Raw genomic sequence first — 12,406 nt, 5'->3', positions numbered from 1 at the left:
AATTCTAGCAGAGGCAGGCAGCCTTGAAAAATCCAGCCAAGGCTACAATAGTGCAGAATAATAATGGCCAGATTAAGAATAACACCATGACCCAACCGGTAATTGAACTGCTGCAATCGCACCGATCCATTCGCAAATTCACGGAACAGCCGATCGCAGAGTCCTTGTTGAGAGACTTGATCAGCGCGGGCCAAAGTGCCGCCACATCCAGCAATTTGCAGGGTGTCAGTGTTATTCGGGTCAGAAACCCTGAAACCCGCAAAGCCATGGCAGAGCTTGCCGGTGGCCAGACCTATGTGCAGCAGGCGGCTGAGTTTCTGGTGTTCTGTGCTGACCTGCATCGCTCTGGCTGGTGCTGTGAACAGTCGGGCAACACCATGGCAGACGGAATGACCGAGCATTTCATTATTGCCACGGTTGATGTTGCCCTGTTTGCCCAGAACGTGGTGGTCGCTGCTGAGTCAGAAGGGCTGGGTATCTGCTATATCGGAGGTCTGCGCAATGACCCGCAACAGGTCAGTGATTTGCTGGCGTTGCCGGAATATGTCTACCCCGTTTTTGGCCTCTGCCTTGGGTACCCGGATCAGGATCCGGAGTGTAAACCCAGACTGCCGCTGGAAGCTGTGCTGATGGAGGAGCATTACCAGCCAGTGAATAAGGCGCTGGTGGCTGAATATGATGAAACTATGAGAGCCTATTACCAGCGGCGGACCAAAGGCAAGCTGGATCGGGTCTGGTCTCAGGAAATGTCGGCCTTGCTGGGTAAAGAATCCCGCCCTCACATGAGGTCGTTTCTGGAGAAAAAAGGGTTCAGGATGCGCTGATTCAACTGAGATAAGCTGTTGCTTTAGTACATTGTTTCAATGAGTTTGACGGGTTGTCGTGCCTCCGCATTCCTTTCTTCCTGAGGCTTGTCGAAGGGCGCAAACTCCGGCCCCCGATAGATCGTGCCAAGCCCCCTTCGTCCGTGCATCCTGAGCGGAGCCGAAGGGCGCTCAGGGTGAACGGAGATTGTACACATCAAACTTTATAAACTGATGCAAGAAAAAATGAGGCAAGCTAATGAACCCATTTCTCTTTGAGAGTAACGAGGCATTTATTAACGGTCAGTGGGTTGGTGCACAAAGTGGCCGCACCTATTGGGTAACAAATCCCGCTACCGGACAACAGATTGCGGAAGTACCGGATATGGGGGCAGCAGATGCTGAACAGGCTGTTGAAGTAGCCAGTGAGGCCTTTAGTTCATGGAAAAGAACCACAGCCAAAGAGCGGGCAGGGCTTTTGATGAAATGGTTCCAGCTCATGACTTCGTATGCGGAGGACCTTGCTCAACTGTTAACCCTTGAGCAGGGAAAACCCTATAAGGAGGCATATGGTGAAGTATTGTATGGCGCATCCTTTATCGAATGGTTCGCCGAGGAAGGCAAGAGAACCTATGGTGATATCATTCCCTCTACGATGGCAACTGCCCGCTATTTAACGATGAAGCAACCGGTGGGGGTGGTCAGTGCCATAACGCCATGGAATTTTCCCGTTGCCATGATTGCTCGAAAAGCAGCACCGGCACTGGCAGCTGGCTGTACTATTGTTATCAAGCCAGCTGAAGACACCCCATTATGTGCGTTTGCGATGGCCAGGCTTGCGCAGCAGGCCGGAATTCCTGCGGGTGTGATTAATGTTATTACGTCGTCGTCTGCTGTAGAGACTGGTTCGGTGCTAACCACGCACCCTTTGGTTCGAAAGGTTTCCTTTACGGGGTCAACGCCGGTTGGTAAGCATCTTATACGTCAGAGTGCCGATACGGTAAAAAAAGTTTCCATGGAATTGGGCGGAAATGCTCCATTTATCGTCTTTGAAGACGCAGACATCGACAAGGCAGTGCAAGGGGCGTTGATTTCAAAATACAGGAATGCTGGCCAGACCTGTGTATGTACGAACCGCCTTTACGTACAGGACGGGGTCTACGATGAGTTCCTGGAGAAGTACACTGCAGCTGTTGCGGCACTTAAGGTGGGTAATGGCCTTGATAAAGAGACAGACATAGGCCCTATGATAAATAGCCGCGCAATAGAAAAAATTGCGTACCTCGTTAACCTGGCAAAAGAACAGGGGGCTACCGTGCATATGGGCGGGTCCCGATCCAATGTCGGAGACCTGTATTTTGAACCCACCATATTGACCAGTGTTGATGAAAGCATGGATGTGGCTCACCAGGAACTGTTCGGACCGGTCACTACGGTGTTCCGGTTCAAGTCAGAAGCTGACGTCATCCATCGGGCAAATAATACGCCGTTTGGGTTGGCTGCCTATTTTTATTCCCGTGATCTGTCACGAGTCTGGCGGGTCAGCGAAGCATTGGAGTATGGCATGGTCGCTGTTAATGAAGGTATCCTTTCCACCGAGGCAGCACCATTTGGCGGCATCAAAGAGTCCGGCATCGGGCGGGAAGGCTCAAAATATGGCATCGAAGACTATCTTGAAATCAAATATGTTTGTCTTGGTGTAGGAGAATAATCGGGTTTTATTTGATATTGGTTAATACCCTGATCAAGGTTTCGCTCAGCTTTTGGCTGGCCTTGCCCAGATTGTTCAGAAACTGCTCAACATTATCCAGTTCGATATCGATATGATCGGTCACGGATTTGATCGGCAGGAAGTCGATGCCGTAAAGATGAGCGGTGGCAGCAACGGCGGCACACTCCATCTCTTTGGCCATACCCTGGTTTTGCCTGATCCACTGCCTGTCGATATCCGGCATATCGAGGGAGTTGCCTGTGGTGACCACTCCAAGCTTATGCTCAATACCCTGAAAGTATTCGGGGCGATAGGCGGTTGGATAAGCGCCCATGGCAAAACGGTCAAAGCCTTTCAGGGGAACCCGGTGGTCATGGTAAACCACCGGCTGGTCGGAAGTGATGATATCTGCAATATCAGCATCGGCTGAAAAAGCACCGCAGGTGCCCGCATTAATGATCAGCTCCGGAGCAAACTCAATAATGGCGGACTGGGTATTCAGCGCGGCAAACTCGGTGCCTATCCTGTCGACACCGTACTCACTGGATGTGCCATTCAGGGAGATCATGATGGTATTACCAGCAAACTCACCCTGAAAGCGGGGGAAGTGACTTTGCAACCGGGGATCGGCGGGCAGTGCCTTGAGACCCAATTGATCAATGATTGGCCGGGCTTCCGCTGCCATGGCCATAATGATCAGAATTCGTTTCGACATTAGCTCTCCAGCCAGATATCCCTGGCCCATAACCAGATGGATGGCCAGCTGTCGTCAGTCACTTCACCGTCAGCCCAGCGAACCACTTCTCCTTCTTCGGAAATGCCATAGTATTCACCATTGCATTCACAAATGGGGATCAGCTCTCTCGGCAGACCTTCAGCCCAGGCATTGGCTGCGACTTCCGGCAGATAAGTATGGGATTGGGGATCAGTAACCGTCACCGGTTCAATGGAGCCATAAATAACATCACTGACGTGCAGCAGAAACTCCCGGAGTTCGTAGGGAAGGGGAATCAGAATCTGTTCTTCCACTTCCACCAGCTGGTCTTCATCCGGCAGTTCCAGTGGGACTGACACATCCAGGGCCCGTTCCCGCAGTTCTTCAATAATATCTTCCATTGTATGCGACCTTTGTCACCCGCTTTCTACGGTGGGAATACCCGGCAGAGGCAGGGTATTCCCAGCTTATTGCTTTTCACCTGGCTGAAATGAATCAGCCTGGTCAGGACTTCCGTTTTTTCCCTGAGAAAACAGCAGGCCTTTTCTTTGACGCAGTACCTGAAGGCTTTCTGGTGCTGCCATTGCGTGATTTATTACCCGAACGCTGTTTTATCGCAGGCTTTCCTGTTTTCAGGTCAGGTTTGCTTCGCTTGTTGCGGGTTTTACCGGCTGGCTCATCAATCTCAGCAGGACGCACCTCGCCATCTTCAAAGTAGGGCAGAGGTTCTATTTCCAGTGGTTTTTTGATCAGCTGCTGGATACCGGCCAATAACTTTTTCTCTTCCGGGTTCACCAGGGAGATAGCCCTGCCTTTTTGTCCGGCGCGGCCGGTGCGGCCAATGCGGTGCACGTAGTCCTGGGGAACTTTGGGCAGGTCATAATTGATGACCAGCGGCAGCTGTTCGATATCCAGGCCTCTGGCGGCCACATCCGTTGCTACCAGAACATCAAAATAGTTATCCTTAAAATCTTCCAGTGTGCGAATACGCAGGTACTGACTTTTATCGCTGTGAATGGGCTGGGCATTGATGCCGTCTTCTGCCAGCAACTCGGCAACCTTGTTGGCGGCTTTTTTAGTGCGGACAAACACCAGCACTTTCTGCCAGCGACCACCATGGATGAGATAGCTGAGAATCTCCGGTTTGTCCTGCTGGTCCACCGGGTAGAAAGACTGGGACACGGTGTTAGCAGCAGAGTTGGGGTTTTCCAGTTCAATCTTGACCGGATGGCGCATGAATTCATGGGCCAGCTGTTTAATGTCTTTGGAAAAGGTGGCGGAGAACAACAGGTTCTGACGTTTTGTCGGCGCGTTTTGCACAATGTGTTGAATATCGTCACGGAAACCCAGGTCCAGCATCCGGTCGGCTTCATCCAGCACCAGTATTCTCAAACTGTCCAGTTGGATATGCTTCCGGTTGATCATGTCCACCAGGCGACCGGGTGTCGCCACCAGGACATCAACGCCTTCTTTCAGAACCTGCAACTGATCGTCAATATCTACGCCACCATAGACGGCAGCTGTCTTGATAGCCGTGTGCTTGCCATAGGTCTGGAAACTATTATCAACCTGAATGGCCAGCTCCCTGGTAGGGACCAGCACCAGGGCGCGGATCGCTTTACTGGTTCTCATCTGCGCCAGCCGGTGCAGGATTGGCAAAGTGAAACTGGCGGTTTTACCGGTGCCGGTCTGGGCAGATGCCATCAGGTCACGGCCAGTTAAAGCCATGGGAATCGCTTTGGCCTGAACTGGGGTGGGATTCTGGTAGCCCGCTTCATTGACTGCCTGAATCAGCAACTCATCCAGCCCAAGAGCGGAAAAAGGTAGGTTATTGCTCATGTGTATTATTTCCTGCGCCTGGGTGGTTCAAAACCGGAATCGGTTGAGGTGGTTGCAGTGGTGGGTTTGGCTTCGGCCGCCGGTGTACGACGTTTGCCCACGTTCTTCTGCTCCCGGTGACGTTGTTTATCCGCCGGTTGTTTTTTACCAGCGCCTTTTTTACCGGCCGGTTTTTTCTTGCCGGCGGCTTTGCCAGAACTTTTCAGCTTTTTGGGGCCTTTATAGCTGCCCGGCAGTTCTTTGATGGTGCGTTTCTCAAACCGCAGCCGGAGGTAGCGTTCAATACCCGACATCCGGTTCCATTCGTCCGGTCCAATCAGGGAGATGGCCAGCCCCTGTTCTCCGGCACGTCCGGTACGGCCAATCCGGTGGACATAGTCATCACCGTTACGGGCCATTTCCAGGTTGATAACCAGTTCCACACCTTTGATATCCAGGCCTCGGGCTGCCACATCGGTAGCAATCAGAATGTTGATCTTGCCATCCAGCAGCAGGCGCATAACGTGCTTGCGCTCCCGCTGGTCCATATCCCCGTGGAGTACGCCGACCTTCAGGCCTTTAACCCGGATTTTGCCGACAAACTCCTCAGCCCGGGCTTTGGTATTGGTGAACACCAGGGCTTTGTCATAGGTTTCATTCCGGAGTAGCCAGATCAGCTGTTTTTCTTTATGGGCGGTATCGTCCGAGAGAATAATCTGCTGGTGGATATTGGCGTGCTTTTCCTGGACAGAGTTCAGCTTCAGCCGGGTAGGATCGTTCAATACCTGGTAGGCCATTTCACCCAGGCCCCGGGCTTCCAGGGTTGCTGAGAACAGGAAGGTCTGGCGTTCGCCATGGCACTCTTCCACGATGCTCAATACATCGGGACCGAAGCCCATATCCAGCATGCGGTCCGCTTCATCCAGTACCAGGTATTCCAGGTCGCTGAAATCGTGGTTGCCGTTTTTTATATGCTCAATCAGGCGGCCGGGGGTGGCAATAATGATTTCGGGGTTTTTCCGCAGAGTGTTTACCTGATGGCGATAGTCCTCACCACCAACGATCAGCCCTGCCTTGATGTAGGTATAGCGTGCCAGGGCTTCACACTCTTTTAACACCTGCAGGCCCAACTCCCGGGTAGGCACGAGCACCAGTGCCCGGGTACTGGTTTTGGGCGAAGGGGTGGTGTGCATATGGTTGAGCATGGGCAGCAGAAACGCTGCGGTCTTACCACTGCCGGTTTCTGCGCTGACCATCAGATCCTTGCCGGTCATAGCCAGAGGCAGGGTTTGTTCCTGAACCGGGGTGGCCTGTTCAAACCCGAGTTCAGAGAGTGCTTTTTGCACCCGTTCATGGAGAGCCAGCTCAGAAAAAAGCAATGGGGAGTTCCTCGACCATAGGTGAAATACGGTTTTCTAGAAGGGAGATAAATGGTGAAGTATTCTATGACTGATGACTTGGAAAGCCAATATGTGAAAATTCATAAATAGTGAGTGGTTTGCGGTGGCTGAAGCAATGGGGTTTCAGTTACCCAACTCCCTGCATTGTTACTGGCTATAACGCTCCTTTGATATTAACATCCCGTTTTTCAGGCATAGTCTTCCCCGAATGCGTTTAGATAAATACCTCTGCGAAAGTACCGAACTCTCACGTGCCAATGCCAAAAAATGTTTGCACCGAGGTGAAGTGACCTGTGATGGCATTGTGGTAAAAAACAGTGCCTTCAAAGTGCCGGATACCTGTGAAGTCCGTTTGCTGGGTGAGCTGGTCAAAGCTCGCGGGCTGCGCTATATCATGCTCAACAAACCCGAAGATACGCTCTGTTCCAATGTGGATGAGGTCTATCCATCGGTTCTCTCGTTGCTGGATATTCCCAAGGCTTATTCACTCCATATCGCTGGCCGCCTGGATGCAGATACGACAGGGCTGGTATTGATTACCGATGATGGGCAATGGTCCCATCGCTTGGCCTCGCCCGTAAAAGTGTGTGGCAAGCGCTATCGCGTGCAATTAGCCGACCCTCTGCCAGAAGATAAGACCGCAGAACTGATTGAGCGGTTTGCCAGCGGTATTGAATTGAAAGGTGAGAAAGCACCGACCAAGCCTGCCTTGCTGAAAGTTCTGACACCCTCAGAGGTATTGTTGACCATTACTGAGGGTAAATATCATCAGGTTAAGCGTATGTTTGCGGCCATTGGCAATAAAGTGGTGAGTCTGCATCGCGAACAGGTTGGGGATATTGGCCTTGATGTATCTCTGAGGCCCGGGGAGTGGCGCTATCTGACTCAGGATGAAATCGACTCAGTGTGATCGGCTGACCCGGAAGAATAGCAAATAAGCCCTGCTAATGAATGCCACCTCGCCACGGGCGCTATGCTCAGACAGTCTTTAATCATTTAACTGTGGATCAGCTTGCGGACTTTTTTTGCATGGAGGCGGCAACGGCAAACAGGTAATTTTCGAGGGCGACGGTGGCGCTAAATCCTTCCCATACAGGCACCAGACTTTAAATTGCGTGGTATCAAGGCTTATGGTGACGATATGGCTGCTGTTGGCATTGAATTCTGCCAGGCCGAGCCGGTAAGAGTGGTGCAGGGAGGCTTTTACCTGTAACTCTTTGCGATCAGCCTCAATGCCAATGATCAGAGCGTTGCCGCTACAGTCACAGATGGCAACATGGGAGCCATCGTGGTTAAACTGACCTGATTGAACCCCGCTTTCTGGTACAATATTGCCGATTTGCAACCACTGGCCACTGGCATTACGAGAGTGGATTCTGGCTTGGTGATTGACGCTGTGTTTTGTTGAGTTGTTTCCGGACAGGGTCAAAATTCGGCAGCTATCAGCGCTGAATTGGGTGGAGGTGATTTGACGTTTATGGGTAATGGAATATTGCTGTGACCAACTCCTGTGGTCTACATCAAACTCGTAGATTTTCGCCGAGCAATCATCACTGGCTGTTATTATCAGGAGACTATTGGGACTAAAGTGGGCAGATCTAACCCGCCCGGTATGGTGAATAACCGCTTTAAACTGCCAATTGTTGCCGGTGTCACAACTGAAGATTTTGCAGGTATGATCACTACTGGCCGTCACGACATGTCTGCTGTCAGGGCTGAAGAAAGCTGTCCAAATCCGTTCTGAGTGGGTGATGTCGGCTTTTTTTGTCCAACGGCCATCGGCATTAACGCTGTAAATCGTTGCTGTCTGGCCGCCATTCTGATGAAGGCTGACGGTGATGATATGGTTGCCATCCGGGCTGAACCTGGCTGAGAACACCCTGCCATTATGGTTCAGGGTGGTTCTTGTCAGCCATGTGCCGTTGGCAAACTCATGGATTTTTACGGTGTGATCATCACTGGCAGTCACTAGCAGGCGGCTATCAGGGCTGAATTCAGCTGAATTAACAATCCCCTCATGGGTAATCCTCGCTGTTGATGCCCAGCAGCCAGTTTGATCCACTGAGCAGATGTATGCACTCATATCTTCGCTGGCCGTCACTGCATGGCGACTATCGGGGCTGAAGGTGGCCGATACGATCTCCTTTTCATGGGCAACGAAGAGTTGCCCTGCCCAGCAGTCAGTGGCAGTACGGCTGGAGATTTTTACCGCCCGGTAGCCACAGCGGCTCATTATATGGCGTTTATCAGCGCTGAGGGAGACCGCCCTGACGCAGCCCCAGCGATGAATGGAGATCTCCCTGTGGTCAAGGTTCTTCGCTGACAGGATATGAATTTTTGCACAGCAATCGGCACTATCACAGTTGGTTACCAGGTAGCTGACATCACTGGGAGTGAGCAGGCACAGGTCGGATTTAAAGGACTTGCACTGAATGTCTGATACTAAAGCCGGGTTAAAGGCTGGAAAGTCAAACATGAGTTTAGCCACCCGGTAAAACAGGCGTTGAGGGAACGATGTTATCTTTTCCGGGTTGCAGGCCTCAAGGTCGTCCGTCGCCTCCCCGGCCAGCTGGCTGCAAAGACGGCTGACCAGCACTTCATCACGGGTAAACTGCATAAGCCAGGCTTTCAGTTTATGTTGACTGATGTTTTTCGCGATCCGGGTGAATTGCTGCTTTTGTGATGTCTCGAACTGTGCGTACCATGCCTGGCTCCTGACGGTCAGAATACTGGTGGCTAAATTCCTTAAATCCAGACAGGTTTTTTCTATCGCCACAATATCTCTGTGTGATAAATAACCCAAAATCCGTAATAAAGGTTCACTTGGCATGGCCAGTAATGGAAAGCAGTCCCGGGCAGGAACAGTGGTGACACCATGGCTGGTACCATTTTCTGTCGGATCATTGGTCTCAAGTAACGGCTCATTTTTGACGGGCGAAACCTCAGTTTCTATTGTTATTTTAGCGATTTTACTGGGTTGTAGATGATCGCATGTAGAATTTGCCAGTCTTTTTTGAGGAGTTACGGTCTCAAAAGCTAAAGCGTTATAGTCATTAGGTTGGCCAACTTTATTGGTATTCATCTTTAAAACTTCCATGGTACGGAGTAAGGGTGATCCTTGTTAATGGCATGATTTAACTCGTGCGGTAGCTTTGAGTCTTCCGGAGGGAACAGAGATTTAATATCTTCGATCGGACGTACATGGAACTGGGTGAGGGTGTTTTGTAGAAGAATGTGACAGGTGTCAGCCCTGGAAAAGGTTACCGGAACTTTGTGGAGTGTATCGTTGATTGACTTGCCAGCAAAAAATCGGTAACGGTCTTCCTGGACCTGGAAGACATGTAACAGGAGGTAAGTGTTGCCGGAATTGCTACCGTAAGTCCGCAATTCGAAAGCTGCACCGACATTGTTCGCTGTTATGTTAGGGTTCTGCATACTCTTATTCCTTTAAGCTTGTGATTGGTATGTTGTTGAATGTCAAACAGCCACACTTTAAGACAGATTTCTGAAGCAAAAGTTCATGGGAGCCAGTGTGACCGTGTTGGTAGGATCGGGTTCAGTTTCATTTGCTGAGATCGCCCTGTCTGATGCAACCGGGAAAACAACTGGCTTTCAATGCGCTGATGTTTGAGAACCAACCGATCTGTTTTCGGTCAGCGTGCTGGCTGGACAAAAAGACTGAAGTTTTACCGGGGATCAGGCTCAGTGGTTTGGTATCGACGCCGGGCGGATAAGAAAAGGAGATCGAGCGGATATCGTGGTAATCAGCCCGGTGATATGGACTTAAGAGCGCAGCTGTCGGGCTACGCTCTAATTCTATGGCTGAGGACGATTACATCACACGCATGCCAGGCTGAGCGCCTTCGTGAGGCTCAAGAATCCACAGATCCTTACCGCCGGGGCCTGCGGCCAATACCATGCCTTCACTCACACCAAACTTCATTTTACGTGGAGCCAGATTGGCCACCATAACCGTATGTTTGCCCACCAGGGCTTCTGGTGCATAGGCAGACTTGATGCCGGCAAAGACATTGCGAGGCTCGGGTTCGCCAATATCCAGGGTCAGACGCAGCAGCTTGCCCGCCCCTTCCACCAGTTCGGCGTTGACAATTCTGGCGATACGCAGATCAACTCTGGCGAAGTCATCAAAGGTGATTTCATCGGCAACAGGGTCTTTCTCTAACCATTCAGAAGAAACAGCAGACGTTTCAGCTGGCTTATTGGATGATTCCATCTGGGCCAGGACCTCCTTACTGGCTTCGATCATGGACGCTACTTTATCGGCTTCGACGCGGGTCATCAATGGTTCAAATTTATTGACGTGGTGATCCAGAAGCAGCGTCTGGCTGTCCTGCCAGGTGAGAGGGGCAACATTGAGGAAGGCCTCCGCTTTCACCGTCATGGCTGGCAGTACCGGCTTGAGATAGATCATCAGTAGTCGGAACAGGTTGATGCCGGTGCTGCAGATGTCATGCAGAACCTTATCCTTGCCCTGTTCTTTGGCAACTACCCATGGCTTCACTTCGTCAATCCAGGCATTGGCTTTGTCTGCCAGGGCCATGATCTCACGCATCGCCTTGCCAAATTCGCGGCCTTCATAGTGCCCGGCAATACGCTGTGCCGCTGCCTGGAAGTCGGCGGTGAGTTCCGGTGCGCCCTTCTCGGAAGAAAGGGTGGCAGAAAGCCTGCCGCCAAAACGCTTATTGATAAAACCGGCATTACGGCTGGCAATATTGACCACCTTGCCCACCAGATCCGAGTTTACCCGTTGGATAAAGTCATCGGTATTCAGGTCAAGGTCATCAATACGGTTGGAGAGTTTGGCGGCGTAGTAATAACGCAGATACTCAGGGTCCAGGTGTTCCAGGTAAGTACGGGCGGTGATGAATGTGCCACGGGACTTGGACATCTTTTCACCGTTCACGGTCAGATAGCCATGCACATTCACACGGGTTGGGGTGCGATAGTTGGTACCGTGGAGCATGGCTGGCCAGAACAGGCAGTGGAAGTTGACAATGTCCTTGCCAATAAAATGGTGCACCTCGCACTGGCTGTCTTTCTGCCAGTACTCATCAAAGTTCAGGTCATCGCGGCGCTGGCAGAGGTTTTCAAATGCTGCCATATAACCAATGGGCGCATCCAGCCATACATAAAAGTATTTACCGGTTTCTCCAGGAATTTCAAAGCCGAAGTAAGGCGCATCACGGGAGATATCCCAGTCCTGCAGACCGGCATCCAGCCACTCCGCCAGTTTGTTGGCAATTTCTTCGGAGATGGTGCCAGAGCGGGTCCACTGCTTCAGGAAGTCAGCAAAATCCGAGAGTTTGAAGAAGAAATGCTCACTCTCTTTGTCAACGGGAGCGGCACCGGAAATGGCTGACCGGGCGTTTTTCAGTTCCGCCGGTGAGTAGGTCGCTCCACAGGCTTCACAGTTGTCGCCATACTGACCAGAGGCACCACATTTCGGGCAGTCACCCTTGATGTAACGGTCGGCCAGAAACATCTGTTTCTCAGGATCATAAGCCTGAATGATATTGCGACTGACAATATGGCCCTTTTCCTTCAGAGACAGGTAAATCGCTTCTGAGAGCTTGCGGTTTTCTTCCGAGTGGGTGGAGTAATAATTATCAAATGCCACATGGAACTCACCAAAATCGCGAACCCGTTCGATGTTAATGCGAGCCACGGACTCTTCCGGTGACATGCCCTGTTTTTCCGCATGGAGGCTGATGGCGGTGCCATGGGCATCATCAGCACAAACGTAGGTACATTGGTGGCCAGACAGTTTCTGGAAACGAACCCAGATATCAGTCTGGATGTATTCCACCAGATGCCCCATGTGTAAAGGGCCGTTGGCATAGGGCAGGGCACTGGTGACAAGTATTTTGCGTTGGCTCATTCGATTCTGTCTTGATGGTCGGATAAAAAAACGGGAATGCGGCATTATACAAACTGTCCA

General features: G+C 51.3%; 10 protein-coding genes. 3 read left to right on the top strand and 7 right to left on the bottom strand.

Going from position 1 to position 12,406, the window contains the following annotated elements:
- Positions 1-86: 86 nt before the first annotated feature.
- Both nfsA and ACO6UX_RS16315 read left to right on the top strand, forming a co-directional pair.
- Positions 87-824, top strand: a complete 738-nt coding sequence (gene nfsA, locus ACO6UX_RS16320; protein ID WP_422449362.1) for an oxygen-insensitive NADPH nitroreductase — start codon at positions 87-89, stop codon at positions 822-824.
- 238 nt (positions 825-1,062) lie between these two features.
- Positions 1,063-2,514, top strand: coding sequence for an NAD-dependent succinate-semialdehyde dehydrogenase (locus ACO6UX_RS16315; RefSeq protein WP_422449360.1), 1,452 nt, complete (start codon positions 1,063-1,065; stop codon positions 2,512-2,514).
- A 7-nt stretch (positions 2,515-2,521) separates the two neighbouring features.
- Here the strand turns inward: ACO6UX_RS16315 and ACO6UX_RS16310 are convergent, their stop codons facing one another.
- The 4 genes from ACO6UX_RS16310 to ACO6UX_RS16295 all read right to left on the bottom strand — a co-directional run bounded on the left by ACO6UX_RS16310 (position 2,522) and on the right by ACO6UX_RS16295 (position 6,426).
- Positions 2,522-3,229 carry a hypothetical protein gene (locus ACO6UX_RS16310; RefSeq protein WP_422449358.1) on the bottom strand — a complete coding sequence of 236 codons (708 nt, stop codon included), beginning with the start codon at positions 3,227-3,229 and terminating at the stop codon, positions 2,522-2,524.
- Complete coding sequence (locus tag ACO6UX_RS16305) at positions 3,229-3,630, bottom strand: SMI1/KNR4 family protein (protein WP_163370593.1); 402 nt, start codon at positions 3,628-3,630, stop codon at positions 3,229-3,231. The genes ACO6UX_RS16310 and ACO6UX_RS16305 overlap by 1 nt, the downstream gene beginning before the upstream one ends.
- Positions 3,631-3,733: 103 nt before the next feature.
- A complete protein-coding gene (locus ACO6UX_RS16300; protein ID WP_422449355.1) occupies positions 3,734-5,068 on the bottom strand; it encodes a DEAD/DEAH box helicase in 1,335 nt (444 codons plus the stop codon).
- 5 nt (positions 5,069-5,073) lie between these two features.
- Positions 5,074-6,426, bottom strand: coding sequence for a DEAD/DEAH box helicase (locus ACO6UX_RS16295; RefSeq protein ID WP_422449353.1), 1,353 nt, complete (start codon positions 6,424-6,426; stop codon positions 5,074-5,076).
- Positions 6,427-6,655: 229 nt separating this feature from the next.
- Here ACO6UX_RS16295 and rsuA point away from each other — a divergent pair, with 229 nt between their 5' ends.
- Complete coding sequence (gene rsuA, locus ACO6UX_RS16290) at positions 6,656-7,357, top strand: 16S rRNA pseudouridine(516) synthase RsuA (protein ID WP_422449351.1); 702 nt, start codon at positions 6,656-6,658, stop codon at positions 7,355-7,357.
- 78 nt (positions 7,358-7,435) lie between these two features.
- Here rsuA and ACO6UX_RS16285 read toward each other — a convergent pair whose 3' ends face one another.
- The 3 genes from ACO6UX_RS16285 to metG all read right to left on the bottom strand — a co-directional run bounded on the left by ACO6UX_RS16285 (position 7,436) and on the right by metG (position 12,391).
- Entirely contained in the window at positions 7,436-9,529 is a 2,094-nt protein-coding gene (locus ACO6UX_RS16285; protein WP_422449349.1) for an F-box/WD repeat-containing protein, read from the bottom strand.
- Between the two features lie 2 nt (positions 9,530-9,531).
- Positions 9,532-9,882 carry a hypothetical protein gene (locus ACO6UX_RS16280; protein ID WP_422449347.1) on the bottom strand — a complete coding sequence of 117 codons (351 nt, stop codon included), beginning with the start codon at positions 9,880-9,882 and terminating at the stop codon, positions 9,532-9,534.
- A gap of 397 nt (positions 9,883-10,279) precedes the next feature.
- Complete coding sequence (metG, locus tag ACO6UX_RS16275; protein ID WP_422449345.1) at positions 10,280-12,391, bottom strand: methionine--tRNA ligase; 2,112 nt, start codon at positions 12,389-12,391, stop codon at positions 10,280-10,282.
- Positions 12,392-12,406: the final 15 nt, after the last annotated feature.

The sequence above is a fragment of the Endozoicomonas sp. ALB091 genome (genome assembly GCF_049310265.1).
Lineage (GTDB): Bacteria > Pseudomonadota > Gammaproteobacteria > Pseudomonadales > Endozoicomonadaceae > Endozoicomonas.
This window is presented reverse-complemented; position numbering and strand designations above follow the sequence as displayed.